We start from the raw sequence: 25,996 nt of genomic DNA on the forward strand, positions 1-25,996 counted from the left end.
AGGCCGTTGCTCTCTTTTTTAGAGGGGGCCTCCTTGGCAACTGCCAACGAAAGTGCGGCTTGGCGCTGGCTAAAGCAATTCCAGTCCACCAAAAAGTGCACCAAAATTAAAGTGGCCAATGTGCTGGCACCCCCATGGGGAGGCCAGGCTTGAGCCGCTTCCTAGCCGCAACTTTGCCCTATCCAAGGAGCCAATGGCCATGTACAGTAATCGTCGCGGTTTTCTGCGCTGGCTAGCGCTAGGCTTTGGCGCGCTAATGGGCCTGCTGCCTGCTTTGGCGCGGCGCCGTTTTGACCGGGCCCTTGCCCAGGGCGCCCCTGCCAGCCCCAAGGCTGCCGAGCTGCAATTTGTAAAGGTTGCAACAGTTGCCGATCTTGAAAGAGGTCCCTTCAAGGTGGAAAACGCCTTTGGTGACAACACCGCCACCCTGTGGCTGGTCAAGGATCCCAAAAAAGCGGACTCCGTACTGGCTCTGGATGCAACCTGTCCCCACGCTGGCTGCGAGGTGGAGTGGCGAGGTAAGAACTTTGTCTGCTCCTGTCATGGCTCAGCTTTTGCTGCTGATGGCAGCCGTACTCGCGGCCCAGCCGATGCCGACCTGACTGCCTATAAGGTCAAGGTGGAGAAGGGGGAAATCTTCGTGGCCAGAACCTGACCTTGTCCCCCTCGGGTTAGCCAAACTAGCCAGCAAGGGGTCGAGCCTGCAAGGCCGCCCATGATTCGTCCCCACCGCTTCTTGTTTGTCTCCACCCCCGTTGGGCCTCTGGGATCGGGGGCTGGCGGGGGGGTAGAGCTCAACCTTGTCAACTTGGCGCGTAGCCTGCTGGAGAGGGGAGCCGAGGTGCGCGTGCTAGCACCTGCGGGATCCCACAGTGCCGACTTGCCAGAGGGAGTTATCGAGACAGTTACAGGCCTCCCCCCGCCCTATGCCCAAAGCCAGCGCCGCGACCAGCCGGTTTGTATCTCCACCCCTTCCCTAGTGGCCAACCTATGGCAGCGGGCTGCCCAATTGCAGGATCAGTTCGAGCTCATCGTGAACTGGAGCTACGACTGGCTCTCCTTCTACCTGACGGATTTTTTCCGCACCCCCCTGGCCCATATTGTCAGCATGGGATCCCTTAGCGACGCCATCGATCAGGCCCTGGAGCACATTGCCTACCGCTACCCAGGTCGGCTGGCAGTGCACTCGCGGGCGCAAGCTCAGACCTTTGCCTTTGCCCGCGCCCAGATGGCGGCGGGGCGGGATCCCTTTGTCTATTTGCCCTGCGGCGTCGACCTCAGCCGCTACGACTTTGTGGCGGAGGGAAACGGATCCCTGTGTTGGGTTGGCCGCATTGCCCCAGAAAAGGGCCTGGAAGACTGCGCTGCCCTGGCCGAGAAGACGGGAAGGCCGGTACTGATCCTGGGCCACCTGCAAGACCCAGCCTACTGGCAGCAGATTCAAGCACAGTACCCGCGGGCCCAATTGGACTACCGGGGGTTTTTGCCCACTTCCCAAATGCAGCGGCTCTTGGGCCAATGCTCTGCCTTGATCATGACGCCCAAGTGGGTGGAAGCCTTTGGCCTGGTGGCAGTGGAAGCCTTAGCTTGTGGCGTGCCGGTGATTACTTACCGCCGTGGAGGGCCAGCGGAAATTGTTAGCGATGGCGAGACTGGCTGGGTGGTGGAGCCAGACGACGTGGCCGCCTTGGTAAGGGCTGTAGAACGCCTGGATAGCCTTGACCGCAGCCGCTGCCGACACCAGGTAGAACAGCACTATTCCCTGCAGGCCATGACGGAGCGGTTTTTGGCCTGGAGTGAGCAAATTCTCCGGGATCCGATCCCAGCCGCCCGCAAGGGAGGGGACAGGCAATGGTACTATTAACTTGATTTTGGTGCCTGGGGCCGGATGACCAGCCCACTGACGCGAAGCTTCGACTCACGACGGGGAAACCACCATGACGACTGGGAAAGGATCTGTTGCGCTGGTGCGACCAGAGGTTTGTCGGCGGTCACAGGTTCTGGGAACGCAGGTGATTAGCCAAGCCAATGCGGCCCGGCTCGGGGTGGTTAGCGAAGTTTGGGCAGATCTGGAAGCCAGGCAAGTCCTCGTGCTGGGGGTTCTGGAAAAGGCCTTTGCTGGATCGCCGCGTTTACTAGAGCTGCGTCAGGTAACTGCCTTGGGCCAAGATGCCATCCTCGTCCCTAGTGATGAGGTGTTCGACAACCTGGACTTGGAAGGCCTCAGCCAAGTGGTTGGCAGTGAGGTGGTAACTGAAGAAGGGATCCGCCTCGGCAAAGTCAAAGATTTCGAATTCAACTCTGTCTCCGGCCTAATCACGGGTTTGATCCTCTCCAACCTTGGTCTGACCTTTTTGCCCGGCTTTATCCTTAGTACTTATCTACTCCCTGCCGAGGAGATCATCGCTGTGGGCAGCGAGCGCCTCATTGTGGCCGATGGCGCTGAGAGCCGCCTAACCCAATTGTCCAAAGGAATTTTGGAGACCCTGGGCTTGGGCAAACCTCCCTGGCTGGCTGCAGCCGCCTCTGCCCCTGCTCTGCCCCGGTCTGCTGCTGACGCTGAGGCAGAGAAACAATACGAAGACGAATATGGGGAGGAGGACACCGAGTCTGAACTCCTGCCCGAACCCGTGCCACCTCCCCCCTCCCCTGTCTCTGAACAACCGGCGTGGGAGCAGGAGTACCCTAAAGAAGAAGAACCTCCCCCTCCCCCTGAAAGTTCAGATCCCTCCAAGGAGAGCGCTGGCGATCCCACTTAACCGGTGAAGCGGCTACATAACCTCAGGCAGGGAACCAGAGCCCAGCCTCCCAAGAGGCGGAGCTGGCCTATTGTAAAGCAGGCCCTCGGCCTTCTTGCCTGCTGGGGCCTCGTTGGGAGAACTGCCTAGCAGCGCAGAGCACTAGACCCGGCTTTTACTGCCCCAGGGGCAGGGGGAGGGCCTAGTTTTTCTTAAGGCGGTAGGTAATCCGCCCTTTGTTGAGGTCATAGGGGCTGAGCTCTACCTTCACCCGGTCGCCGGGCAGGATCTTGATGTAGTTGCGGCGGATCTTGCCCGAGATGTGGGCAAGAACGTTAAAGCCATTGTCCAGATCCACGCGGAACATAGCGTTGGGTAGGGACTCCGTAACTACCCCTTCCACTTCAATAGCGTCTTCCTTAGCCAAGTAACCCTCCTTATCCAACGACAACAATTTCCTCGCTCCCCTCCCCGCTGTTAAGAGCGGGTTAAGAGCCGAAACAATACTCTACTCCTTCTATCCTAGCTGTTGCAGTCCTTCATGGGGGAGCTCCCTAGGACTGAAAGGGAGTGCGATCGGTCAAAATCTCAGCTCCAGACTCGGTAACCAGAATGGTGTGCTCAAACTGGGCTGACCAGGAGCCATCCACTGTCACCACCGTCCAGCGATCCGGTAGCACACGGGTGGCTTCTCCCCCGGCAGTAACCATGGGCTCAATGGCCAGCGTCATGCCGGCCCGCAGCTTGGGATTGGGTAGCTCGGGGGTGCGGTAGTGGGGAAACTGCGGCTCTTCGTGCAAGTTGCGACCCACGCCATGGCCGACATACTGCTTCACCACGGAGTAGCCCCGCCCCTGAATATAGTCCTCAATGGCGCCTGAGACATCCTGCAGCCAAACCCCATGGCGAACATGCGCAATGCCCACCTGCAGAGCCTGCGCCGCTGTGTCGATGAGATCGCGGGCGGCCTCGCTGAGGGGCTCTAGGCCAATGGTGATGCAAGAATCCGCATGCCAGCCTTCAACCATGGCGCCAAGGTCCACCTTAACGATGTCCCCCGGCTGCACCACTTTGTGGGGGCTAGGGATCCCGTGCACCACTTCATGGTTGATGCTGACGCAGACGCAGGCGGGAAAGCCGTAGTAGCCCTTGAAGCTGGGTAGGGCATTCAATTCTGCTACCCGCCGCTCAGCATAGGCATCGATGTCTGCAGTTGTCCAGCCTGGCTCCAGACGCTCGGCAATTTCCTGCAACACCTGGGCCACCACTCGCCCAGCCTGGCGCATTTTCTCCACTTCCCGGCGAGATTTGATCTCAATGAGCTGCAGCCCCTGTTGCCAAGATCCTGGCCGGGATGGATTTCCAGCCCCCGTCTTGCTCATGCTGTCCTCCTGCAGCTTTCCAAAAGGGTCTGGAGGTGCTGCTGAACCACTTCCATCGGCTGGTTGCCGTTAATCCGCCGCAGACGGCCTTTCGCCTCGTAAAAATCAATGAGAGGAGCAGTTTGCTGCCGGTACACCTGCAGGCGTTTGAGGATAACGGCCTCATCCGCATCGTCGCTGCGCCCCTGCTCCTTGCCGCGAGCCAATAGCCGTGCCACCACCACTTCGTCAGGTACCTCTAGGTTGAGGACGTGGTCGTAGTCCTGCCCCAGCTCCCGCAACAGCTCTTCTAGAGCCTCCGCCTGCGCCAAGGTGCGGGGAAAGCCGTCCAGGATCCAGCCCTGCTCCGGCAACTGCTGCAACCGGCTTTTGACCATCCCAATCAACACCTCATCGGGCACTAGCTCCCCTGCATCCATGTACACCTTGGCTTGCTGTCCCAGCGGGGTCTGAGCTTTGACCTCTGCCCGCAGCAGATCGCCGGTGGAAATTTTGGGGGTACGGTAGATGGCTGACAGGCGCTCCGCCTGCGTGCCCTTGCCTGCTCCTGGTGGTCCCAAAAAGATTAACCTCAGCACTACTGCTTGACCATCCCTTCGTAACGCTGCGAAATGACGTAGGTTTGGATTTGTTTGGAGGTTTCAATTGCTACCCCTACCAGAATGAGCAGCGAAGTGGCCCCCAAACCTTGGAAAGTGGTGATCCCCGTTGCCCGCTCTACTGTTGTGGGGATAATGGCCACTGCACACAAAAACAACGCCCCCAGCAAGGTTAGCCGGTTGAGGATCCCTTCGATGTACTCAGCCGTGGCCTTGCCTGGACGCACTCCCGGGATGCTAGCACCCAGTTTCTTCAAGTTTTGCGCCAGTTCCGCTGGATTGATGATTAAGGAAGCGTAAAAGTAGCTAAAGAAGAGAATGAGCAGGAAGTAGAAGGGGATGTAAAACCAAGAAGTGGGGGAGAGAAAGTTGGCCACCTGGATTAAGGTTGGGTTCTGGGTATACTGGGCCAAAGCCAAAGGTAGGGAGAGCACGGAGTAGGCAAAGATGATGGGCATCACGCCCCCCTGGTTAAGCCGCAGGGGAAGGTAGCTCTTCTGCTCCCGGAACAGCTTGTTGCCCACCTGGCGCTTGGCGTAGACGACAGGAATTTTGCGGCTGCCCTCCTGGACAAAGACAATGCCAACAATGGTAGCCAGGAAGACAGCCGTCAACAGCAGGATACCCCCAATGGTGCTGCTGTCGGCACGAGCCAGGCTGATGGTTTGGCCAAGGGCGCGCGGCAACGTAGCAACAATGTTGACAAAAATCAGCAGTGACGGCCCACTGCCCACTCCCTTCTCGGTGATCATTTCCCCCAGCCACATGACAAACATAGAGCCTGCTGCTAGGGCCAGGGTGGTAGAGGCCATAAAGGCCAGCTCATTACTGGTATTGGCAAACTCCCGCACCCAGAAGGAGATGCCAATGCCCTGGAGGATGGCCCAGAGGAGAGTAACGTAACGGGTGTACTGAGAGATCTGCCGCCGCCCCTGCTCTCCCTCGTTTTTCTGCAGGTTCTCCAGAGCCGGAATGGCTGAAACCAGCAGCTGCATGATAATCGAGGCGTTGATGAAGGGCAGGATGCCAAGGGCAAAGATCCCCAGGGCGGAGATGCCACCGCCTGAGAAGACATCCAGAAAGCCAAACACTGGGCTGCTGGCAGCTTCGGCAGCAAAGCGAGCGCGGTCAATGCTGGGGATGGGAATGTAGATGCCCAGCCGCACCAACAACAAGAGGCCTAGGGTCAGCAACAGACGGCTGCGCAGGCCAGAGGCCATCGCCATCTGCATGAAGGTCTCTTGAGCGGAGGGAGTAGAGCCTCGTGTGTAAGCCATAGATAAGGAAAACCTCGCAGAAGCAAAGGGCCAGGTGAGCTACTTACCACTCTACGCCGCTGATGGGGAAGTCGGCAAAACCCAGGGCTGCCAAAAAACTGCGGCCAACCTAGGAGCGGGCAGGCCGAGATGCCACAATCTCCACCTGGCCTCCGGCAGCTTCAACTTTGGCTTTGGCCGAGGCAGTAATGGCAGCAGCTCGGATGGTTAGGGGCACGCCCACTTCTCCGTCCCCCAAGATCTTCAGGGGGCCATCGTTGGTGGTCACGATCCCCCGCTCCAGTAGGCTTTCTAGAGTCACCTCACTGCCGGCAGGCAGGGCTGCCAGGGCGCGCAGGTTAACTAGGGTGTACTGCGGGCGTCGCACGTAGCGGGGGAAATGCTTGAGCTTAGGTAGCCGCCGATAGAGGGGCGTCTGACCTCCCTCAAAACCTGGCCGGGTACCTCCTCCTGTGCGGGCCTTTTGTCCTCGCATTCCTCTACCGCAAGAACCTCCCTGGCCAGCAGCAATGCCACGGCCTAGCCGCCGCCGCCGCCGCTTCGATCCTGGTTGGGGGCGAATATCTTCCAGTCGCATCCTAACCTCCTTACCTACTCAACAGGCGGCGCATGTCGATCCCTCTATCTTCAGCTACCTGCTCAAAGGTGCGCATCCGCCGCAGGGCGTCAATGGTAGCACGGGCGTTGTTGAGGGGGTTTCTAGAGCCCAGCTGCTTGGCCAAGGCATTGCGCACGCCTGCCAGTTCCAAAACGGTGCGCACGGCCCCCCCAGCAATGACTCCTGTGCCGGGAGCGGCTGGCATCACCAAAACTGTGGCGGCACCGCCCGATCCCCGCATGGGATGGGGTACAGACAGGCCTTTGGTCAGGGGCACCTCAATCAAGTGCTTTTTGCCATCAACGACTCCCTTGCGCACTGCTCCCAGCACATCGTTGGCTTTGCCCACACCAACTCCTACTTGCCCCCGCTCGTTGCCTACCACCACCACAGCGCGGAAGCTTAGCTTTTTGCCGCCTTTGACTACTTTGGAGACACGTCGGATCTGAATAACCCGCTCCTGCCACTCGGCGGTTTGTTCTTCGCGGCTTTTTTTGCTTCTGCGACGTTCTTTTTGCTCAGCCATAAGCCATTTCCTTAGGAACTAGAACTGTAAGCCTGCTTCCCGGGCAGCTTCCGCCAGGGCCTGGACCCGTCCGTGGTAGAGCTTGCCGCCACGGTCGAAAACTACTCGAGAAATGCCCGCCTGTAGAGCTCGCTGAGCAACCGCACGCCCCACAATGGCGGCAGCCTCCCGCGTGGCCGTGCTGATGTTTTGGAAGGCTCCCCGCAGGTCCTTGTCCAGCGTGGAGGCAGAAACCAGAGTACGTTGGGCTACATCGTCGATTACCTGAGCATAGATGTGGCGATGGGAGCGAAACACAGCCAAACGAGGCCGCTCGGGAGTGCCGGAAACCTTGCGGCGAATGCGGCGATGGCGACGTTGGGTGGTGAGTTTGCGGTTGGCTTTCATGGCTATTTCTTCCCTTTGCCGGACTTACCTGCTCTGAGGCGAACCTGTTCCCCGAGGTAGCGGATCCCCTTACCTTTGTAGGGCTCGGGCGGCCGCACAGCCCGAATGCGTGCTGCTGTATTGCCCACCAGCTCTTTGTCAATGCCCGAGACAACGATGACGTTGTTGCCTTCCACAGAGATTTGGATCCCGGGGGGGAAAGGGATCTCCACTGGGTGGCTGTAGCCAACGTTTAGGATCAACTTGTTGCCCTGCGTGGAAGCGCGGTAGCCCACCCCCACCAATTCCAGCCTGCGCTCAAATCCTTTGGATACCCCCTCAACCATGTTGGCAATCAAGGTGCGGCAGAGACCGTGCAGTTGGCGGGCCGGCCGGGACTCGTTGACCCGGCTGACCAGGAGTCTTTGGTCCTCTTGACGCACAGCAATCAGGGGGGGCAGAGTGCGCAGTAGCTGCCCCTTTGGGCCTTTGACCGAGATCTGTTGACCCTCAATTTGAACCTCCACCTTGGTGGGAAGAGGGATGGGGCGTCTGCCGATACGAGACATGGAGCCACTCCTGACAAGGAAAACCTTAATAGACGTAGCAGAGCACTTCACCGCCGATGCCCCGCTTGCGAGCATCCCGGTCAGTCATAATGCCACTGGAGGTGGAGATAATGGCGATCCCAATTCCTCCCAGCACCCGCGGCAGTTCTTTGTGGCCGCAGTAAACCCGCAGGCCAGGCCGGCTTACCCGCTTGAGACCATTGATGATGGGTCGGCGGTCTTTGCCTTTGCCTTTGTACTTCAACTGCAGCACAATCCGCGCTTGGATCCCTTCTCCCTCCTCCCTCCAGCTACTGACAAAACCTTCCTCGTGGAGAACCCGGGCAATGCTACGGGTCATACGCGTGGCCGGAACCGCCACCGATTCGTGCCGAGCCATAGTGGCATTGCGAATGCGGGTGAGCATGTCGGCAATTGTGTCGTTGGTGTGGGCCATGGGTGGGTTAGTGCTCCTGGAAAGATTGGTGGGGAGAATTTTTTGTGGGGGTAAGTCTAAGAAGCAAAGGGCATGCCGAACTCTCTGAGCAGGGCACGGCCCTCTTCATCGGTCTTAGCGGTGGTCACAATACAGATGTCCATGCCTCTGATCTTGTCAACAGAGTCGTAGTTGACCTCGGGGAAGATCAGTTGCTCGCGAATTCCAAGGGTGTAGTTGCCGCGCCCGTCGAAGGATTTGGGGTTGACGCCGCGGAAGTCGCGGATGCGCGGCAGAGCCAGATTAATGAGGCGATCCAAAAAGGCATACATCCGCTCCCGCCGCAGGGTTACCATCAAGCCAACCGGCATGCCCTTGCGGATCTTGAAACTAGCAATGGCCTTCTTGGCGCGAGTAATCACAGGGCGCTGGCCAGTAATGGCGCTAATCTCAGCAATGGAAGATTCCAAGGCTTTGGCATTTTGGGAGGCCTCTCCCAAGCCACGATTGATGACAATTTTCTCCAAGCGAGGCACTTGGTGGATGTTGGTGTAGCCCAGCTCTTTTTGCAGCTTGGGGACAATGACGGTATGGTAGAGGACTTGCAGACGCTGAGGCATGGCAGGTTCTCCTTCTTGCTCTGGGCTGGGTCAGAGCTCTCCCAACCCTCTAGTCAAGGATCTCGCCAGTTTTCTTGAGCACGCGGACTTTGCGGCCATCGGCGGTGATTTGGTAGCCGACCCGGCTGGCAACCTCGTGCTTCTTGGAATAGAGCATTACCTTGCAAGCATGGATGGGGGCTTCCTTGGTCTCAATCCGGCCCTTTTCCCCTTCCCGCTGCGGCTTGCGGTGGTAGGTAACGATGTTAACCCCTTCCACCAAAACCATGTTGCGTTCGGGGAAGACCCGCAGCACCTCGCCAACTTTGCCTTTGTCGTCACCTGAGATTACCTGAACGAGATCTCCTTTTTTGATGCGCATCTTGTAGCGCAGACTGTTGCGGTGCTTGCGAACGCCAGGCTGCCGGATGAGTCGTCGGATTTGGCTGGGCTTAAGAGGGCGAACCATTACAGAACCTCCGGAGCAAGCGAGATGATCTTGGTAAAGTTTTTCTCCCGCAGCTCGCGGGCTACAGGACCAAAGACGCGGGTTCCACGGGGGTTGCCGTCGTTGTTGATGATCACAGCAGCATTGTCGTCAAAGCGGATACAGGTGCCATCGGGGCGGCGTACAGTATCCACAGTGCGGATGACAACGGCCCTGACCACATCGGATTTTTTAACCGGCATATTAGGCAGGGCGTCTTTGACAACGCCAACAATGACATCCCCCAGGCTGGCGTAGCGGCGGCCGCTGCTGCCTAGGACGCGGATACACATGAGTTTGCGGGCACCGGTGTTGTCGGCTACCGTTAGCATGGTTTGCTGCTGAATCATGGCTTCTTCCCTTCCTCTAGGATCTCAACCACCCGCCAGCGCTTGGTACGACTGAGGGGGCGGGTTTCAACAATGCGCACCAGATCCCCCTCCTGACAGCGGTTTTCCTCGTCGTGGGCTTTAAACTTTTTAGTTTTGACGACAATCTTGCCGTATTTTGGGTGGGCAACCCGGTTTTCCACGGCAACAACCACTGTCTTTTGCATTTTGTTGCTGACAACAATGCCAATCTTTTCACGAGCAGGCATCACTCCTCCTTCTTAGCCTGACTTGAGGACAAGGATTTGCCGCGTTTGCGCTCTGCCTCCACAGTCAGCAGTTGGGCCAGCTTGTGCTTGCGCAAGCGAATGAGGTGAGGTTGGTTGAGCTGCCCTGTGGCTTGCTGCAAACGCAGCTCGAACAGCTCTTTTTTGACGGCATAGATCTCCTGGGCCAATTCTTCGTCGGAGAGGGCGCGGGCATCGGCAATTTTAGGCATAGGCATGGCTAACTCTCCTCCTCTAGACGGCGCTAGCTGACACTTCCGGAGCTTCTCCGGCTGCTTCCTGAGCAAGTTCTGGCTTCTCAAAGTCGGCTTTGGTAACAAACTTAACTTTGATGGGCAGCTTGTGAGCGGCCAGGCGCATGGCCTCGCGGGCCGTTGCTTCGGGAACTCCCCCCATTTCAAAGAGGATGCGGCCCGGCTTGACAACGCAAACCCAATATTCGGGGTTGCCTTTGCCGGATCCCATGCGGGTTTCGGCAGGCTTGCGGGTAACGGGCTTGTCGGGAAAGATGCGGATCCAGATCTGGCCTCCCCGCCGAACGTAGCGACTCATAGCCCGACGGCTGGCCTCGATCTGTCGTGCCGTAATCCAGGCAGGTTCTAGGGCCACCAGGCCATATTCCCCAAAGCTAATGCGGTTGCCACGGGTTGCCTTGCCCTTCATGCGCCCACGCTGTTGTTTACGGTATTTGGTTCGTTTGGGGCTTAACATGGCCGCTCCTTAAGTCAACTGCAGTAGGGGTTCCGCTCTTGGCCCTTAGGCCTCGGCTGCTGAGCGGTCTTCAAAGGTAGGCCGTCGCCGCTGCTGCCGACGCTTGGCCTGCTGCAAGGGAACTTTTGCTTCGAGACGTTCCTGGCCAGGAAGAATTTCCCCTTTGAAGACCCAGACCTTGACCCCAATGACGCCATAGGTGGTCTGAGCAACGCGCTCAGCATAGTCAATGTCTGCCCGCAAGGTATGCAGAGGGATCCGGCCTTCCCGCGTCCATTCGCTGCGGGCAATTTCGGCGCCATTCAGCCGACCGGCAACTTGGACTTTGATCCCTTGCACGCCGGCCCGCTGAGCTCGTTGGATGACCTGGCGGACAATGCGGCGAAAGGCAATCCGCCGCTCCAACTGCTGGGCAATGTTTTCCGCCAACAACGTCGCCTCAGCATCAGGACGGGTAACCTCGACTACGTTAATGCGGATGGTTCTGCCAGGGCTGCCGCGCAGGCTTAGCTCTTTCTGCAAGCCCTGGCGCAGCTCTTCAAGGCCGGATCCACCCCGACCGACCACTACTCCAGGTCGCGCAGCTCGGATTTCTAGGTCGATTTGATCGGCTTTGCGCTCGATGAGAATGTCAGCTAGACCAGCATTGCTCAACTTCTTGGTTAGGTAGGTGCGGATGTAGTCGTCCTCCTGCAGCAGCGCTGGGTAGTGGGCCGGGTCGGCAAACCAGCGGCTGCGGTGTTCCTTGATGATGCCGAGGCGGAAGCCAAAAGGGTGGATCTTCTGTCCCATGGTGACGCCAGCAAAGGGTAGAGGTCTGAGGATTTAGGGAGCCGTCCCCGCCTCCGCTTCCAGAGGCCGGACAGCAATGGTGATGTGGCAGGTGCGCTTGCGAATCGGGTAGGCCCGACCTTGGGCGCGGGGGCGAAACCGCTTCAGGGTCGGTCCTTGGTCAGCGTAGGCTTTGCTGATGACAAGATTGCGGGGATCCAAGCCGTTGTTGTGTTCGGCATTGGCCACCGCTGAGCGCAGCACCTTGCGCACCGGCTCGCAGGCGGCGTAGGGCATGAACTCCAGCAGAATCAAGGCATCGGCATAGGTGCGTCCTCGAATCTGGTTGAGAACGCGCCGCACCTTGTAGGGAGACATGCGAATGTAACGGGCTACCGCTTTAACTTCAGGGGAGGGATCGGCCATGGCGCTCTCCTTTCTTGCTGCTATTTTGTTGCTGGACTCAAGAGCGGGCAGCTTTCTTGTCGCTGCCAGCGTGGCCGCGGAAGGTTCGGGTAGGGACAAACTCCCCTAGCTTGTGACCCACCATCTGGTCAGTGATGTAGATGGGCACGTGCTGCTTGCCGTTGTAGACAGCAATAGTGTGACCAATCATCACAGGTAGGATGGTACTGGCCCGCGACCAGGTCTTGATCATTTGCTTTTGATTGCGCTCGTTGAGCTTCTCGATTTTGCGAAGCAGCTTGGCATCTACAAACGGACCTTTTTTCAGAGAACGTCCCATAGGAATTCACCCCTTTGGCAACTGGGTTTAGGCTAGAGTAAGCGGCAGAGGCCAAACCTATTGCGGGGCCATCCCGCCCTTGTCCCGCTGGCCACCCCGACGGCGACCGCGCACGATAAACTTGTTGCTGGGTTTGTTGCGTTTGCGGGTTTTGTACCCCAAGGTGGGCTTACCCCAGGGGGTAACAGGGGTGCTGCGACCAATGGGAGCTTTGCCTTCCCCACCGCCGTGGGGGTGATCGACAGGGTTCATTGCCGAGCCCCGCACGTGGGGGCGTCGACCCAGCCAGCGGCTGCGCCCCGCTTTGCCAAGGCTAATGTTGTTGTGGTCCACATTGCCCACTTGGCCAATGGTGGCGTAGCACTCCCCTCGGATCATGCGAACCTCACCCGAGGGCAGCTTTAGGGAGACGTACTTACCCTCTTTGGCCACCACTTGGGCGCCGGCTCCGGCAGCGCGAACAATTTGTCCGCCGCGACCGGGGTAGAGCTCGACGTTGTGAACTATCGTCCCTAGGGGGATCCGCTCCAGCGGCATGGCGTTGCCCACCTCAAAGGGAGCGTCAGGCCCGGCCATGATCGTGGCTCCCACCTGAATGTTGCGAGGGGCAAGGATGTAGCGCTTCTCGCCATCGGCGTACTCCACCAAGCAGATGCGGGCGCTGCGGTTGGGGTCGTACTCAATGGTCTTGACCGTGGCCGGGATCCCCCGCTTGTCGCGGCGGAAGTCAATGATGCGGTAGAGCCGCTTGTGGCCACCTCCCCGGTGGCGGCAGGTGATGACGCCACGGTTGTTGCGGCCCTTCTTGCGGTGGATAAACTGCAGCAGCGACTTCTCCGGTCGGGGTCGCTTGCCATTTTCGTCCCGCGACAGCTCCTCAAAGTTGGAGACTGTCATGTGGCGGGCGCTGGGGGTGTAGGGTCGGAACGTGCGAATACCCATGGCTTGACCAGTAGTCTTAGGTTTCAGGGAAGAGGACAATGGAATCGCCTTCGGCCAAGGTTACCACCGCTCGCTTGGGACGGCTGCGGTAGCCGACAAAACGACCTACCCGCCGCTGTTTACGGGGCAGCTTCAGGGTGTTGACAGAAGTCACCCGTACTCCAAACATTTCCTCAACGGCAGCCCGGATGAGCGGCTTGGTGGCGTTGGGCATGACTTCAAAGACGTATTTGCGCTGCTCCATCAAAGCCGTTGTCTTTTCGGTGATGACAGGGCGTAACAGAACATCAGCCAGAATTCGCTTGCTCTCCGTCATTGTCCTCCTCCTCTGCTGCCACTGCTTCGGCTTCCTCTACGGCTGGGGCAAGGGGCTCTGCGGCTGGGGGAGTTGGGTGCACAGCCTGGGGAGCTTGCTCGTTGCTAGAAGCTGCTCCTGGCTCGACCTGCCCGTTTTCTCGATCCAGAACCTGAGCTTGTTCCTCGCTGAGTTCAGCTTGGGCTGGAGCTCCCCAGCGGGCCTTGAGCTTCTCGAGGGCAGAGGTTGTCATCAGCACCCAATCGACCTTGAGCAGATCAAAGACATTGAGCTGATCCAGGCCAATCAGCTTGACACGGGTGATGTTGCGCACAGCTCGCTCCACCACTTCCGAGCGCTCGGCAACAATCAGCAGAGCCGACTGATCCTCTCTCACTCCCCAGCGCAGCAGGGCTTGGGCCATCACGCGGGTCTTGGGCGGGTTAAGCTGGTCCTGGAAATCTTCCACTACAATCAGGTCCTCCGCTCGGCTTTGCAGAGCAGTACGTAGCGCTAGCCGCCGCTCTTTGCGGTTCATGGCCAGGTTGTACTCCCGCTTGCGGGGGCCGAAGACCACCCCCCCCTTACGCCAAAGAGGAGAGCGAATAGAACCAGCGCGAGCCCGCCCAGTGCCCTTTTGCCTCCAGGGCTTGCGGCCGCCACCGCGCACTTCAGCCCGTGTCTTGGTGTGGGCATTGCCCTGGCGAGCGTTGGTCATCTGACGGCGCAGAGCCAGATAGAGAACGTGGACAGCCGTCTCGGGGCGGGCCACCTTGAGGTTTAGCTCCGCGCTGCCCACTGTTTCCCCTTGCCAATTTTTCACCACACAACTTGCCATGGTTCCCTCGTCTTTGCCGATGCCGGTTTGCCAGGGATCCCTCCTCTAGCGTTTACTGCCCACCTGTTTGGCAGGGGTAATCTCCAGGAGCCCTCCCTCCACGCCGGGGACCGAGCCTTTGATCACCAACAGATTCCGCTCCGGATCCACCTTCACCAACTCCAGCCTGCGAATCGTGACGCGGCGACCGCCCATCCGACCAGCCATGCGCAGTCCTGGGAACACGCGGCCAGGCCTTGTGCCGGCGCCAATGGAACCAGGTCGGCGGTGGTTCTTGGAGCCGTGGGACATGGGACCCCGACCAAAGTGGTGCCGCTTTTGGTAGCCGGCAAACCCCCGTCCAATAGAGGTACCCGCCACGTCCAGCAACTGGCCGGGAGAGAAGATCTCGACGGTAATCTTCTGCCCCAATTGGTAGGCTTCTGGCTGGTCAACCCGGAACTCGCGCAGGTAACGCAGCAGCTCCGTCACCCCTGCCTTTTTCAAGTGGCCGCGCTGAGCTCGCGTAAGGTGCTTCTCAGTGGTGGGCCAGTAGCCCAACTGCACGGCATTGTAGCCATCCGTGGCTTGGGTTTTAATCTGGGTTACCGTGCAAGGCCCAGCCTGCACGACGGTCACCGGAATGGCCAACCCTTCCGGCGAGAAGATCTGGGTCATGCCAACTTTTCTTCCCAGGATGCCAAGCGCCACAGAAACCTCCTCTCAAGCCTGCGCGGCTTGCTCTGTTGCTTTAACAGCTTGCAACTGGCTCCCTAACCCAAGTCCAGGCAGTAGGCGCCCTGGCAGAAACCTGCCCAGGCGAAAAAGCAATGGAGAGGGAGTTGTCGTATCCCCTAAGGTCTCCCAGCGCCAATGGCGCTGCGCTTTTTGCCTAATTCCCTTTGACGCCAAACTGCTTTTGGGGGCTGCTCAGACTTACCTGCAAAGAGGCAGTATCTGGCTTAGCAGCACGCTAAGTTGCCGAGAACCGTTGTTGCTGCGGGCGGATTCAATTGACAACAGTAGTACATCATAGTGAGGTGACGGGTTGTTTGTCTAGGTTTTGCTAACAAATGGGTTCAGCAACTGGGAAAGCCGCTCGGGGAGACAGAGAGTTTCAGAGTGTGATGGGGTGGGCGCGCAGCGGGCTGACCCAGGCTTGTGTAGATCGCTACTGGCATTTGCTGCAGGCCGGAGCCAATCCGGCGCGGATCTTGTTTCTGGTGCGCAGTCGGCGGCAGGGAGCAGAGGTGTTGCGGCGCCTCCAGGCCCTCAGCTCAGGTTTGGTGGGCCCGTGGCGGATTGAGACGTTTTTGCAGCGGGTGGGGCGGGCTTTGGCGGAGTACTGGCCGCAGGTGTGTGCGCGTGTCCCCCAGTTGCCGCGCTCGTTTGAGCCCGTGCCTCTAGCGAAGGATCTCACCCAGTTTCTCTGTGGGCGAGTCTGTGCTTTGTGCCCACGGCATGGGGAGGTCTTCGCCAATCTTGGGCTGGACGAGTTCCAGATTTGGGATCAAATTAGCAGCGCCGCCTACATTGCCGGCGCTTCCGGCCTAACAGCAGAAGCGGTGGGATCCCGGCTAGCAGCGGCCTGGCCCGAGGACAGGGATCCGGCACGGGCAGAAGCCCTGGGAGCACTAAGCTGCTGCGTGGAGCAACTATGGCAGGCAGGGCTGCAGTTGGGATCCCTGGATTTTGGCCTGCAACTCCGCCTCTTTCAGGAGCACATCCTGCCCTTGGCGGAGTTTTGGCAGGAGTGGGATCACCTAATCGTGGATCAGGCAGAAGACAGCTGCGGCGTGGCACTGGAGTTCTATCGCCAGGGGCAAGCCCACCTGCAGAGCCAATTCTTCAGCTACACTCTCGGCGGCGGGATCTCCTTGACGGCGATCCCGGAAACAGTGGCCTGCTTCCTCCTGGAAAACACCCAGGTTCGGTTTACAGAAGGGAGCTATTGCGGTTCAGCCGGCCTGGTCCGCTTGGGGCTGCAGATAGCGCGAGCTGTGGCTCCCCAGTTCTCCTCCCCCCTCCCAGAACCAGCGCTAGGGAAGCTGCCGAGGGTGGAGGTGCTGGAGGGAGAAACCCCCTTTGCAGCCCTAGAGGCCATGGTTGCCCAAATCCGGCAACTGCTGGATGCAGGAATTCCTGCCTTTCGCCTTGCTGTCCTCCTGCCTTGCATGGATGCCGGGGTCAGCCTAAGCCTCCAGGAGCAGTTGCCGGAGGCCCCCATCTTGCCAATTGCCCCCTTCCCAGCTCTCATCCGCTACCCCCTGGTGCGGGCGCTCCTGACGGCCGCAGAGGTGGCCCATCCCCAGTGGGGAGCCTTTCCCACCTTGCCAGCCTGGCGGCTGTTGCTTAGCAGGGTGTTGGACCTAGATCCCATTCGAGCAGCGCTGTTGGCCGAAGATACCCTAGATCCCGTGGGACGTTCCCTGCGGCCTAGAACTGCCGTGCGCCAGCCAGAGCGGGTGGGCTTTGCCAACCTGGAGCGCTACCAGAGGCTATTGGACTGGCTGCGCAGCTACCGGCCTGGGCCTTCCTTAGCCGCTTTCTTCCAGCGCTTTTTTGCCGAGCACCTAACCACTGCTTCCCCTCAGGATCAAGAGCTACTGCAGCTGCTGACGGATGCAGCCCAGCGATTTCGCCGCGCCTTTCCTACAGAAGAGGATCCTGCCTTTTTAGCCATGATTCGCTCGGGACAAAGCCCCAGCAACAGTCGCTTTGAGCCCGACTACTCCCGCTACCTGGTGGTGGCCACGCCAGCGGCCTACATCCAACGCGGCTTGGAGGCTGATTACCAGTTTTGGTTTGACATCACCAACCCCCGCTGGTCCCGCTCTCTCTGGCGCGGGCTCTACAACAGCCGTGTGCTGACACCGGAATGGGAGGGGGGAGTTTTCGATACGGCTCAGGATCGAGAGGCGCGTCAGCAAATCCTAGCTCGCACTCTGCTCAACCTCTGCTGCCGTGCGCGCCAGGGGCTGTGGCTGGTGCGCTCCACGTTTAATGGGCGCGGCGAAGAGAACACCGGCACCTTAGACTTGCTGGTGTTGAAGGCGGCGAAGGCTATAGCTTGTGCCTAGCAGCAGGATTGGGGCCAGTTGGCTGGTCCGCAGCAGCTGGGGAGGAGCCTTTGCCTAGCTAGGTCTGAGTTAGCTTTGGGTGGAGTTGCCTAGCGCTAGGAGGGGCCGATGGATTCCGCCACCTTTTTGGAGCGCTATGGATTTGAGCTGGAGGGGCAAACTAGCCAAAGGTGGGTGGAGCGCTGGAGCAAGCAGTTCCCAGGCCCTTGGATCCCAGCCGCTTTGCTGGAAGCCCTCTACCGGGGCCGCTACAAGGCCACCTCTGTAGAACAAATCCTCCGCCTCTGGCAGCGCCGCGGCGCTCCCTACCTCACCTTTCCTCCGGAAATGAGCCGCTCTCTGTGGCGAGAACAAGAGGAGCTGATCCGCTCCTTACTGGCAACGGCCACCAGCTGCCTTGCGCCACCTCCCTCACCTCTTCCAACTCCAGCTGGCAAGGGATCCCGCTTTGCAGAGGAAGCGGCTATTTCCCTTGACCTGTTGTTGGCGGAGCTGCAGGACCTTCCTCCCAAACTCCGCTACCTGCTCCAGCGGCTGCAACTTTCCTCCCCTGCCTGTGAGCCAGAGATCTTGCTGACTTTGGAGCTCCAGCCTGTCGACTCTCCCACTCCTACCCCAGCCTCCCGAGAAGAACCCTGCTCCTCTTGCTCAGGACAGGACAAACCTTGAGCTGGAGAGAGCCTCCTCCCGCAGCAGGGCAGCTTTGTCAGTGCGCTCCCAAGGCAGATCCAGATGGGTTTGGCCGAAGTGACCGTAAACTGCCACATTTTGATAGAAGCGTCCCCCCCGCTGGCGGGGCAGCTCCTGCAGTTGAAAGTGAGCCAGAATGGCCGCTGGCCGCAGGTCAAAGTGGCGCTGGACCAGCCGCAGCAGATCCTCGTCAGGAATGCGCCCTGTGCCAAAGGTTTCCACCAACAGGTTGATGGGCCGAGCCACCCCAATGGCGTAGCTGACCTGCACCTCGCATTTTTGGGCTAGGCCGGCAGCCACGATATTCTTGGCCACATAGCGGGCGGCATAGGCAGCGCTGCGATCCACTTTGGTGGGATCCTTGCCAGAGAAAGCGCCACCGCCATGGCGGGCATAGCCCCCATAGGTATCGACGATAATCTTGCGCCCAGTCAGGCCGGCATCCCCCTGGGGGCCGCCGATGACAAACTTGCCGGTGGGGTTGGTGAGGAAGCGGGTATTGCTATTGGGTTTGATGGGCAGCTCAGCAAACACAGGCTTCACTACTGCCTCCCAGAGGTCGGCACGGATGCGCTCTTGCACTGCCGCCTCTTCTGTAATGGAGCCGATAGTTGGCGTGTGCTGGCTGGAGATGAGCAAGGTGTGGATGCCCACTGGACGTCCCCCCTCATAGGCCACCGTTACCTGCGTCTTGCCGTCAGGGCGCAGATAGGGCAGGGTGCCGTTCTTGCGAACTATAGCCAACTGGCGGCTGAGGCGGTGGGCCAAGCTGATGGGCAGTGGCATTAGCTCAGGGGTCTCGTCACAGGCAAAACCAAACATCAAGCCTTGATCGCCGGCGCCAAGCAGGTCGAATTCATCCTCGCAGGCGGTGCGACTTTCCAAGGCCTTGTTCACCCCTTGGGCAATATCGGGAGATTGCTCATCAAAAGCTACCAGCACCGCGCAGCTGTCAGCGGAAAAGCCATTCCTGGCGTCGGTATAGCCAATTTCGGCCAGTTTGTCCCGCACCAAGCGCGTGAAATTGACATGCGCTTGCGAGGTGATTTCCCCGGTGAGGATCACCATGCCCGTACTCACCACTACCTCTGCTGCCACTCGGCTGGAGGGATCTGCCGTCAAGAGGGCATCCACAATGGCATCAGAGATCTGATCACAGATTTTGTCGGGGTGCCCCTCCGTCACTGACTCCGAGGAAAACAGAAATGACTTGGACAAGGAACCTCTCCTTTCCTTCGAAAGCAGTAAAACAGAAAACCTAGGCAGGCCAGCAGAACCTGCCTCTGGGTGGGGCACTGGCCCAGAAGGCAGGAAATCCCACCCCCTGCAGCAAAGCAATGCCCAGCCCTAACTAATATACCCCCACCCCCCTCCTAGGGTTTGCATCAGCCGCTTGCCAAACAGCTTTTGCCACCAGTCAGTGGACAGCAGCCAGGCCCAAAGAGCACCCCCAAAACCCGCACCAGGTAAGCGCCTGCCGCTCTGCAGCGACGGCCACTCCTAATCCCAGCGCCGGGATCCCCCCAGCCCTGTCCACTGGCTCCAGTTCGCATCTAGGGCAGAACTTGGCACCGCCCAGACAAAGCAACCCAGCAGCAGGCTATCTCGGAAGGCACCAGCCGGCTCCTTCATGAGCCCAGAGCCCCTGCAGTAGCACAGCCCAACCGCTAGGATCCTAACCCAGCGGCGACAGCTGTCCGAAGATTCGAAAAGCTGGAAGCCGGATTAGGATGAGAGGCAGTGGGCCGGGCGAAGGATTCGGCCTGCGGGAGTGCTTCTGCAAGTTCCCCCTCGGTAACCATGACCCACCCCTCCCCATCGCCCTCGACCCCTGAACGAGAGGCCGAGCGAAACTGGCAACACCGGCAAAGGATGCAGCGCCGTCAGCAAATCCAGCGCCAGCGCCTGGCAGGTATGCGTGACAACAAAGGCTTAGTTATTGTCTACACAGGTCAGGGCAAGGGCAAAAGCACAGCGGCTTTTGGTACGGTCTTTCGGGCCCTCGGCCAGGGCTTGTCAGTGGGGGTGGTGCAGTTCATCAAAGGAGCCTGGGATCCAGGTGAAGCCAAATTGTTGCGCAAGTTAGCTGCCCATCCCGAGCTGAACTTAGGGAAGATTGCCTTTTATGCCATGGGGGAAGGCTTTACCTGGGAAACCCAGGATCGCGAGCGGGACATTGCCTGCGCCCAGGCTGCCTGGGAAAAGGGGCGGGAGCTATTGGGCAGTGGCGAGTACCACTTGGTGCTTTTGGATGAAATCAACGTTGCCCTCCAGCTGGGGTATCTCTCTCTGGAGCAGGTGTTGGCTGGCCTAGCCGAAAAACCAGAAAGGGTGCACGTGATCCTAACTGGGCGAGGGGCGCCGGCAGGGCTAATTGAGCGGGCTGATCTAGTAACGGAAATGGCCTTGGTCAAACATCCCTTTCGCGACCAAGGGATCAAGGCGCAAAGGGGTATCGAGTTCTAGCCCTTGGACAGATGGCAATTCTGCTGGCAGCAGCGGCAAGCGGCAGCGGCAAGACCACCGTCACGTTAGCTCTGCTGGCCGCACTCCGGCGGCGGGGCCTGCGCATCCAGCCCTTTAAGGTGGGGCCGGATTACATCGATCCTCTCTTCCACACGGCAGTGGCCGGGATCCCCTCTCGCAATCTGGATCCCTTTTTAACCGACGAGAGCTTTGTGCAGCGCTGCTTTCGCTACCACTGTCAGGACAAAGATGGGGCGATTGTAGAAGGCGTGATGGGTCTCTTCGATGGGCAAGGGCCTGGATCTTCCTGGGCCAGTAGCGCCCATGTGGCCCGCCTGCTGGGGATCCCAGTGGTGCTGGTCATCGACGGCAGTGGCATGGGAACGACCGTGGCCGCTTTGCTCTACGGCCTGAGCCGCTTTGATCCCCGCCTGGCTATTGCCGGCGTCATCTTCAACCGGGTGGCTTCAGAGGGCCATGGCCAGGTGTTACAGCAGGCAGCGGCAGCCGTGGGGATCCCGGTTTTGGGGCAATTTCCTCGCCGCGAGGACTTGCGCCTGCCCAGCCGCTACCTAGGGCTGGTGCCTGTCTTGGAACTGGCTGGCTTTCCCCGCTGGCAGGAGGCCTGGGCTGAGCTGGCAGAGCACCACCTAGATTGGGATCAGCTTCTGCCCCTAATCCGCTCCCTGCCGCCAGCAGTGGGGGAGCTCTGGCCAGGGGTTCATCCCCTGGCAACGCCAGTGCGGGTGGCAGTGGCCCGCGATGCCGCCTTTAACTTCTACTATGCCGACAACCTAGATCTCCTACGGGCTTGGGGGGCGGAGCTCCTGGAGTACTCCCCCCTGGAAGTCGGGCTGTGGCCACCGGATCCCTGCGATGGCCTGCTCTTGGGGGGCGGGTTCCCAGAACTGTTTGCCGCCGCCCTCTCTGAAAAAATAGCCCAGCAAACTCCGCCACCCGCCCATCCCCCCCTCTATGCCGAATGCGGCGGCTTGATGGTATTGGGACAGTCCCTCACTGATTGGGACGGAAAGACCTACCCCATGGCCGGCCTGCTTCCCATCACCGTGGACATGGGGGAGCGGCTGTGTCTGGGCTATCGCGAGGCCACCGTTCTACGCTCCACCCTCCTGGCAGCGGCCGGGGATTGCCTGCGAGGACACGAGTTTCACCGCTCCCGCAGCAGCCCTGCCTGCCCAAACCCCGTCTACAGCTGGGGATCCCCGCCCCAGCAGGAAGGCTGGGCCACTGAGCGCCTACATGCTTCCTACCTGCACCTCCACTGGGGATCCCGCCCCGACCTCGCGGCGCGGCTACTCCAGAATTTTTTATCGATTGGCCGTGCTCCAGCCTCTTGACCTGTCGAGCCGTGCTCTGCCGCAGGGGGAAGGGCTGGGATTGAAACTCCTAGGGGCAACCCCTAGAGGTTAGGTGGGCAGCAATGGCCCTCAGCAGCTGGCTTTGATCAATGGGCTTGGTGAGGTAGGCGTTGGAACCCAGTTGTCGCCCTTGTTCCGTAGCTTCCCGGGAAGTTTTGGAGGAGAGAAAGACGAAGGGAATGTGGGCTGTGGCTTGATCCCATCGCACGGCTTCTAGCACTGCATAGCCATTGAGCTTGGGCATGACTACATCGCACAGGACCAAGTCGGGCAGGAGGGCGCGCACCAGCTGTAATCCTTCCTCCCCGTTGCTAGCCGCAACAGTGTCGTACCCAGCTCGCTGCAGCACCTTCTGCAAATAGGTGCGGATAGCGGGTTCGTCTTCAATCACCAAGATGCGTTTGGACATGCTGAGGCAGGAACGAACGGGGAAGCTACAGAGGCAGCATAGAAGAACTCTGAAGGAAAAAAACTCCGCCAAATGGCTCATTTTGGTACCCCAGCCCTCTGCAAAAATCCTGAGACGGTGCAGAACCCCTTTCCTCATCCGCCTGCCTCAGGGAGAGAAGCGGGGGGTGAGGGTTTTATTCTGAGGTAAGCTGTCGCTCCATCAGCCTAGCTAGGGCAGCAGGGGGGGTGGTCTGCCCTTGCAACAACAGATGCACCTCCTGCGTGATAGGCACCCGGATGTTGTGCTGGGCGGCAATCTTGACCACGACGGGGGCGGTGTAAACCCCTTCGGCAGTGCCCTCGATTTCCGCCAGAACCTGGGACAAAGGCTTGCCTTGACCCAAGCCGTAGCCTACGCGGTAGTTGCGGCTCAAGGGACTGTGACAGGTGGCCAGCAGATCCCCCAATCCTGAGAGGCCGTTGAAGGTCTCAGGCCGGGCCCCCAAGCAGGCTCCCACCCGGATCATTTCAGCCAAGCCGCGGGTGACCAGGGCAGAGCGAGCATTGGTGCCCAGTTGCAGCGCATCACACACCCCCACGGCAATGGCCATGACGTTCTTGAGGATGCCCCCTAGCTCCACTCCCAGAGGATCGCTGCTGGTGTAGAGGCGAAAGCGCTCGCAGGCAAGGGCATGCTGCACCTGTACCGCTGCCTCGGGAGTGCGGCTGGCCACCACTGCGGCTGCCGGCAAACCCTGGCGGATCTCAGCTGCCAGGTTTGGCCCGGAGAGCACCACCAACGGCTGAGTGGGGAAGGTGGCTGCCCAGATCTGGGCTGGCGTCAAAAGCTGCAGGGGATCTAGCCCCTTGGTGGCCGAGACCAAAATGGCTTGGGGGGGGATCCCCACCTGACGCACCGCCTCGGCCACGGGACGCACTCCGGCCATGGAGACGGCCGAAATAATAATGTTGGATCCCTGGAGCACCTCTTTGAGGTCCCAGCCATGGCGCCGATCCCAAACCTGCACCCCGTGTCCCTGGGCCTGGGCTAGCAAAGCCAGTGTGCTTCCCCAGGCCCCCGCTCCTAGAATGGCGATCTTTTGGGGGGATGTTGTGTTAGTTCTCATCTGACCTTTGTAGCCGCCGCTTCTTTCCCAAGATGCCTTTTGCAGACGCCTCCGAAGAACTCCCCACTAGCAGGAGAGCGACAAAGGTTAGTATGAGTGGATACCAAATCATGGGTTTGGCCTGAGAGCAGACGACATGACAGAAGCAGGGATCCAACGCCTTCCTGCTGAGGTGGCTGCCAAGATAGGAAGCTGGCAGCACGGCTATGCCCTGACCAATGGCATTCAACTGCACTATGTCACCCAGGGGGAGGGGGAGCTGGCAATCCTGCTGCATGGTTTCCCAGAGTTTTGGTATTCCTGGCGGCACCAGATCCCGGTGTTGGCGCAGCGGTTTCGCGTCGTGGCCCCTGATCTGCGCGGCTACAACGACTCCGACAAGCCAGATTACGGCTACGACCTGGATACTCTCACCGAGGATGTCCGCGGCCTGCTGGCGCATTTTGGGGTCAAAAGCGCAGTGGTGGTGGCCCACGACTGGGGAGGAGCCATTGCTTGGCACTGGGCGCAACTTTTCCCCCATGAGATCCGCAAGCTGGCCGTGCTCAACTCTCCCCACCCAGCTTGCTTTCGCCGGGAGTTCCTGACCAATTTGGATCAGATGCGCCGCAGTTGGTACTTGTTTTTCTTCCAGTTGCCCTGGCTGCCGGAGTGGGTGCTGCAGTGGAACCTAGAGGAGTGGGTGCGGCGTATTTTTCAAGAGACCTCCGTGCGCAAAAGCGCCTTCACTCGCCACGACCTAAAGATCTACCAAGAGGCCCTCGCCAAGCCTAAGGTGCTCACCTCTGCCCTCAACTACTATCGCCACCTATTTAGCCTGCCCACTCTGCAGAACCTGTTTTTGCAGCCCCTGCGGCAGATCCTCGCCCCCACCCTACTCATTTGGGGAGAGGAAGACTTTGCCCTCAGCCGTGAACTGACTGAGGGAATGGATCCCTTTTTCCCCAATGGCCTGCGCAAGGAGTACATCCCTGAGTGTGGCCATTGGGCGCAGCAGGAGGCGCCGCAAACCGTGAATCGGCTGCTGATGGAGTTCCTTTAGCCCCCCTGGGGAGAGCTTTACCAGGCTCTGGGGTTGCCCTAGAATAGTCCACTGGATTGAGCGGGGGAAACGGCATGGCCCTGGAGTATCCACCCCATCTGCGCTACGTGGACACCCACGAGTACATTCGCGTTGAGGATGACATTGCGGTGATTGGGATCACCGCTTATGCCGTCGATCAGCTGGGGGATATCGTCTTTGTCGGCCTGCCCGAGGAGGGGACAGAGATTGAAAAGGGCGAGAGCTTTGGCTCAGTGGAATCCGTTAAGGCCGTGGAGGATCTCTATGCCCCTGTTTCGGGGGAAGTGGTGGCGGTAAACAAGGCGGTGGTGGACAGCCCGGAGAGCATTGCCGACGATCCCTATGGGGATGGCTGGCTGATCAAGGTGCGCATGACCAACCCCGAGGATCTCGAGGACACGATGAGCGCCGAGGCCTATGCCAGCTTGGTGGAAGGATCCTGAACCCTACAGCAACACCTCCCGCTTGCCCCCCTGTGCTTTGGCCTGGTAGAGGGCTTGGTCGGCTGCCTCTAGGAAGCGGGGTGCAGAAGTCTCTGCTGGAAGCCGGAGCAAAGAGGCGACACCAATGCTACAGGTGAGGTGAATTCCCCCCTGCAGGGGAAGGGATTGGATGGCCTGCTGTAGGCGCCTGGCCAACTGCAGGATCTGAGAGTCCGGGATCCCGCGCACCAAGAGGGCGAATTCATCGCCCCCTAGGCGGGCCAGTAAGTCCTCGCGGCGAACTTGAGACTGCAGTTGTTGGGCCACCTGAGTCAAGGCCTGATCCCCAGCCAAGTGTCCGCAGCGGTCGTTGATGAGCTTGAAGTTGTCCAGATCCAGGTAGAGAAGGTGGAGGGGAAAGTGATGGCGGCGGGCAAAGGCAATCTCCCTCTCCAAGTGCTCTAGGAAAAACCGACGGTTGTACAGCCCTGTGAGTGGGTCATAGAGGGCAGCAGTGGCCATCTGGGAAAAGAAAGTCTCCTCCAGCTGGTCATAGTAGGCAAACTGCAGGAGGCTATTGCCCACCTGGATGCGATCCCTATCCGCCAGAACCCGGCAAGTTACCCGTTCCCCGTTGACATAGGTGCCGTTGAGGCTGCCTAGATCTGTGAGGAGATAGCTTTCCCCTGCCTTCTCCAGCCGGCAATGCCGCCGAGAGACGGTGGAGTCGAAAAGCTGAATGTCGGCTTGGGAGCTGCGCCCCACTACCGCTGTCTCCTCGAGGCGGAAAGTCCTGCCCCTGTCGGATCCCTGAAGCACGGTCAAAAAGGCACCCACCACTTCCCCCTTCCCTTCCAGCCTGCGGCTCTCTGGGGACAGGAGGGTGGTCGGCTCTTCCGGAGATAGAGGAGAAGTGTCCATGGCCC

At 59.6% G+C, this 25,996-nt stretch carries 35 protein-coding genes and 1 pseudogene; 9 read left to right on the forward strand and 27 right to left on the reverse strand.

All coding sequences use genetic code 11. The features are described from left to right. Nucleotides 1–193 precede the first annotated feature (193 nt). The 3 genes from NW830_RS02485 to NW830_RS02495 all read left to right on the forward strand — a co-directional run bounded on the left by NW830_RS02485 (nucleotide 194) and on the right by NW830_RS02495 (nucleotide 2,759). Entirely contained in the window at nucleotides 194–655 is a 462-nt protein-coding gene (locus NW830_RS02485; RefSeq protein WP_414359277.1) for a ubiquinol-cytochrome c reductase iron-sulfur subunit, read from the forward strand. A gap of 60 nt (nucleotides 656–715) precedes the next feature. Further along, entirely contained in the window at nucleotides 716–1,864 is a 1,149-nt protein-coding gene (locus NW830_RS02490; RefSeq protein WP_414359276.1) for a glycosyltransferase family 4 protein, read from the forward strand. A gap of 73 nt (nucleotides 1,865–1,937) precedes the next feature. After that, nucleotides 1,938–2,759 carry a PRC-barrel domain-containing protein gene (locus tag NW830_RS02495; RefSeq protein WP_414404546.1) on the forward strand — a complete coding sequence of 274 codons (822 nt, stop codon included), beginning with the start codon at nucleotides 1,938–1,940 and terminating at the stop codon, nucleotides 2,757–2,759. A gap of 181 nt (nucleotides 2,760–2,940) precedes the next feature. Here the strand turns inward: NW830_RS02495 and infA are convergent, their stop codons facing one another. The 22 genes and pseudogenes from infA to rplC all read right to left on the reverse strand — a co-directional run bounded on the left by infA (nucleotide 2,941) and on the right by rplC (nucleotide 15,164). Then, on the reverse strand, nucleotides 2,941–3,165 hold the full coding sequence (gene infA / locus NW830_RS02500; protein ID WP_414359274.1) for a translation initiation factor IF-1: 225 nt from the start codon (nucleotides 3,163–3,165) through the stop codon (nucleotides 2,941–2,943). A 127-nt stretch (nucleotides 3,166–3,292) separates the two neighbouring features. Then, nucleotides 3,293–4,120, reverse strand: a complete 828-nt coding sequence (gene map, locus NW830_RS02505; protein WP_414359273.1) for a type I methionyl aminopeptidase — start codon at nucleotides 4,118–4,120, stop codon at nucleotides 3,293–3,295. Next, nucleotides 4,117–4,698, reverse strand: coding sequence for an adenylate kinase (locus NW830_RS02510; RefSeq protein WP_414359272.1), 582 nt, complete (start codon nucleotides 4,696–4,698; stop codon nucleotides 4,117–4,119). The genes map and NW830_RS02510 overlap by 4 nt, the downstream gene beginning before the upstream one ends. Next, nucleotides 4,698–5,996, reverse strand: a complete 1,299-nt coding sequence (gene secY, locus NW830_RS02515) for a preprotein translocase subunit SecY (RefSeq protein WP_414359270.1) — start codon at nucleotides 5,994–5,996, stop codon at nucleotides 4,698–4,700. The genes NW830_RS02510 and secY overlap by 1 nt, the downstream gene beginning before the upstream one ends. Nucleotides 5,997–6,105: 109 nt before the next feature. Beyond that, nucleotides 6,106–6,573 (reverse strand): 50S ribosomal protein L15, encoded by a 468-nt coding sequence (gene rplO / locus NW830_RS02520; protein ID WP_414359269.1) that lies wholly within the window; start codon nucleotides 6,571–6,573, stop codon nucleotides 6,106–6,108. Nucleotides 6,574–6,583: 10 nt separating this feature from the next. Next, on the reverse strand, nucleotides 6,584–7,120 hold the full coding sequence (rpsE, locus tag NW830_RS02525) for a 30S ribosomal protein S5 (protein ID WP_414359268.1): 537 nt from the start codon (nucleotides 7,118–7,120) through the stop codon (nucleotides 6,584–6,586). A gap of 18 nt (nucleotides 7,121–7,138) precedes the next feature. After that, complete coding sequence (gene rplR / locus NW830_RS02530; RefSeq protein WP_414359267.1) at nucleotides 7,139–7,507, reverse strand: 50S ribosomal protein L18; 369 nt, start codon at nucleotides 7,505–7,507, stop codon at nucleotides 7,139–7,141. 2 nt (nucleotides 7,508–7,509) lie between these two features. Continuing rightward, a complete protein-coding gene (gene rplF / locus NW830_RS02535; protein WP_414359265.1) occupies nucleotides 7,510–8,055 on the reverse strand; it encodes a 50S ribosomal protein L6 in 546 nt (181 codons plus the stop codon). Nucleotides 8,056–8,080: 25 nt separating this feature from the next. After that, complete coding sequence (rpsH, locus tag NW830_RS02540) at nucleotides 8,081–8,491, reverse strand: 30S ribosomal protein S8 (protein ID WP_414359263.1); 411 nt, start codon at nucleotides 8,489–8,491, stop codon at nucleotides 8,081–8,083. Nucleotides 8,492–8,547: 56 nt separating this feature from the next. Then, nucleotides 8,548–9,090 (reverse strand): 50S ribosomal protein L5, encoded by a 543-nt coding sequence (gene rplE / locus NW830_RS02545; protein ID WP_414359261.1) that lies wholly within the window; start codon nucleotides 9,088–9,090, stop codon nucleotides 8,548–8,550. A 49-nt stretch (nucleotides 9,091–9,139) separates the two neighbouring features. Next, nucleotides 9,140–9,538 (reverse strand): 50S ribosomal protein L24, encoded by a 399-nt coding sequence (rplX, locus tag NW830_RS02550; protein WP_414359260.1) that lies wholly within the window; start codon nucleotides 9,536–9,538, stop codon nucleotides 9,140–9,142. Then, a complete protein-coding gene (gene rplN / locus NW830_RS02555; RefSeq protein ID WP_414359258.1) occupies nucleotides 9,538–9,906 on the reverse strand; it encodes a 50S ribosomal protein L14 in 369 nt (122 codons plus the stop codon). Before rplN ends, rplX begins: the two co-directional genes overlap by 1 nt. Beyond that, complete coding sequence (rpsQ, locus tag NW830_RS02560) at nucleotides 9,903–10,154, reverse strand: 30S ribosomal protein S17 (RefSeq protein ID WP_414359256.1); 252 nt, start codon at nucleotides 10,152–10,154, stop codon at nucleotides 9,903–9,905. The genes rplN and rpsQ overlap by 4 nt, the downstream gene beginning before the upstream one ends. Next, entirely contained in the window at nucleotides 10,154–10,390 is a 237-nt protein-coding gene (rpmC, locus tag NW830_RS02565) for a 50S ribosomal protein L29 (protein ID WP_414359254.1), read from the reverse strand. The genes rpsQ and rpmC overlap by 1 nt, the downstream gene beginning before the upstream one ends. A 16-nt stretch (nucleotides 10,391–10,406) precedes the next feature. After that, nucleotides 10,407–10,883: a 50S ribosomal protein L16 gene (rplP, locus tag NW830_RS02570; RefSeq protein WP_414359253.1), complete on the reverse strand. Its 477-nt coding sequence runs from the start codon at nucleotides 10,881–10,883 to the stop codon at nucleotides 10,407–10,409. Nucleotides 10,884–10,928: 45 nt separating this feature from the next. Continuing rightward, nucleotides 10,929–11,675 carry a 30S ribosomal protein S3 gene (rpsC, locus tag NW830_RS02575; protein ID WP_414359251.1) on the reverse strand — a complete coding sequence of 249 codons (747 nt, stop codon included), beginning with the start codon at nucleotides 11,673–11,675 and terminating at the stop codon, nucleotides 10,929–10,931. Nucleotides 11,676–11,708: 33 nt separating this feature from the next. Beyond that, nucleotides 11,709–12,080, reverse strand: coding sequence for a 50S ribosomal protein L22 (gene rplV, locus NW830_RS02580; RefSeq protein WP_414359250.1), 372 nt, complete (start codon nucleotides 12,078–12,080; stop codon nucleotides 11,709–11,711). Between the two features lie 37 nt (nucleotides 12,081–12,117). After that, on the reverse strand, nucleotides 12,118–12,399 hold the full coding sequence (gene rpsS, locus NW830_RS02585) for a 30S ribosomal protein S19 (protein WP_414359248.1): 282 nt from the start codon (nucleotides 12,397–12,399) through the stop codon (nucleotides 12,118–12,120). Nucleotides 12,400–12,456: 57 nt separating this feature from the next. After that, nucleotides 12,457–13,341 (reverse strand): 50S ribosomal protein L2, encoded by an 885-nt coding sequence (gene rplB, locus NW830_RS02590; RefSeq protein WP_414359246.1) that lies wholly within the window; start codon nucleotides 13,339–13,341, stop codon nucleotides 12,457–12,459. Nucleotides 13,342–13,357: 16 nt separating this feature from the next. Then, a complete protein-coding gene (locus NW830_RS02595) occupies nucleotides 13,358–13,657 on the reverse strand; it encodes a 50S ribosomal protein L23 (RefSeq protein ID WP_414359244.1) in 300 nt (99 codons plus the stop codon). 190 nt (nucleotides 13,658–13,847) lie between these two features. Beyond that, nucleotides 13,848–14,474, reverse strand: a pseudogene (gene rplD / locus NW830_RS02600) (50S ribosomal protein L4); the annotation flags it as partial. Between the two features lie 45 nt (nucleotides 14,475–14,519). Beyond that, entirely contained in the window at nucleotides 14,520–15,164 is a 645-nt protein-coding gene (gene rplC, locus NW830_RS02605) for a 50S ribosomal protein L3 (RefSeq protein WP_414359243.1), read from the reverse strand. A gap of 362 nt (nucleotides 15,165–15,526) precedes the next feature. Here rplC and NW830_RS02610 point away from each other — a divergent pair, with 362 nt between their 5' ends. After that, nucleotides 15,527–17,533 (forward strand): hypothetical protein, encoded by a 2,007-nt coding sequence (locus NW830_RS02610; RefSeq protein WP_414359241.1) that lies wholly within the window; start codon nucleotides 15,527–15,529, stop codon nucleotides 17,531–17,533. Between the two features lie 108 nt (nucleotides 17,534–17,641). Next, nucleotides 17,642–18,202: a hypothetical protein gene (locus NW830_RS02615; RefSeq protein WP_414359239.1), complete on the forward strand. Its 561-nt coding sequence runs from the start codon at nucleotides 17,642–17,644 to the stop codon at nucleotides 18,200–18,202. Here NW830_RS02615 and metK read toward each other — a convergent pair. After that, nucleotides 18,182–19,441, reverse strand: a complete 1,260-nt coding sequence (gene metK, locus NW830_RS02620; RefSeq protein WP_414404547.1) for a methionine adenosyltransferase — start codon at nucleotides 19,439–19,441, stop codon at nucleotides 18,182–18,184. The two genes, NW830_RS02615 and metK, sit on opposite strands and share 21 nt — an antisense overlap. 282 nt (nucleotides 19,442–19,723) lie before the next feature. Then, complete coding sequence (locus tag NW830_RS02625) at nucleotides 19,724–19,855, reverse strand: hypothetical protein (RefSeq protein ID WP_414404548.1); 132 nt, start codon at nucleotides 19,853–19,855, stop codon at nucleotides 19,724–19,726. Between the two features lie 168 nt (nucleotides 19,856–20,023). Here NW830_RS02625 and cobO point away from each other — a divergent pair, with 168 nt between their 5' ends. Next, complete coding sequence (cobO, locus tag NW830_RS02630) at nucleotides 20,024–20,689, forward strand: cob(I)yrinic acid a,c-diamide adenosyltransferase (protein ID WP_414359235.1); 666 nt, start codon at nucleotides 20,024–20,026, stop codon at nucleotides 20,687–20,689. Nucleotides 20,690–20,700: 11 nt separating this feature from the next. Continuing rightward, nucleotides 20,701–22,047, forward strand: a complete 1,347-nt coding sequence (locus tag NW830_RS02635; RefSeq protein WP_414359233.1) for a cobyrinate a,c-diamide synthase — start codon at nucleotides 20,701–20,703, stop codon at nucleotides 22,045–22,047. Between the two features lie 49 nt (nucleotides 22,048–22,096). Here NW830_RS02635 and NW830_RS02640 read toward each other — a convergent pair whose 3' ends face one another. Next, nucleotides 22,097–22,477 carry a response regulator gene (locus NW830_RS02640; protein ID WP_414359231.1) on the reverse strand — a complete coding sequence of 127 codons (381 nt, stop codon included), beginning with the start codon at nucleotides 22,475–22,477 and terminating at the stop codon, nucleotides 22,097–22,099. A gap of 175 nt (nucleotides 22,478–22,652) precedes the next feature. Then, nucleotides 22,653–23,585, reverse strand: a complete 933-nt coding sequence (locus NW830_RS02645) for an NAD(P)H-dependent glycerol-3-phosphate dehydrogenase (protein ID WP_414359230.1) — start codon at nucleotides 23,583–23,585, stop codon at nucleotides 22,653–22,655. 136 nt (nucleotides 23,586–23,721) lie between these two features. On the opposite strand from NW830_RS02645, the gene NW830_RS02650 reads away from it, so the two are divergent. Together NW830_RS02650 and gcvH are read left to right on the forward strand one after the other, a co-directional pair. Beyond that, entirely contained in the window at nucleotides 23,722–24,627 is a 906-nt protein-coding gene (locus NW830_RS02650) for an alpha/beta fold hydrolase (RefSeq protein ID WP_414359228.1), read from the forward strand. A gap of 74 nt (nucleotides 24,628–24,701) precedes the next feature. Next, complete coding sequence (gene gcvH / locus NW830_RS02655) at nucleotides 24,702–25,091, forward strand: glycine cleavage system protein GcvH (RefSeq protein ID WP_414359227.1); 390 nt, start codon at nucleotides 24,702–24,704, stop codon at nucleotides 25,089–25,091. A 3-nt stretch (nucleotides 25,092–25,094) separates the two neighbouring features. On the opposite strand, the gene NW830_RS02660 is transcribed toward gcvH, so the two are convergent. Next, complete coding sequence (locus NW830_RS02660; RefSeq protein WP_414359225.1) at nucleotides 25,095–25,991, reverse strand: diguanylate cyclase; 897 nt, start codon at nucleotides 25,989–25,991, stop codon at nucleotides 25,095–25,097. Between the last annotated feature and the right edge of the window lie 5 nt (nucleotides 25,992–25,996).

This window comes from Synechococcus sp. OH30 (genome assembly GCF_047462175.1).
In the GTDB taxonomy this organism is placed as follows: Bacteria; Cyanobacteriota; Cyanobacteriia; order Thermostichales; family Thermostichaceae; genus Thermostichus.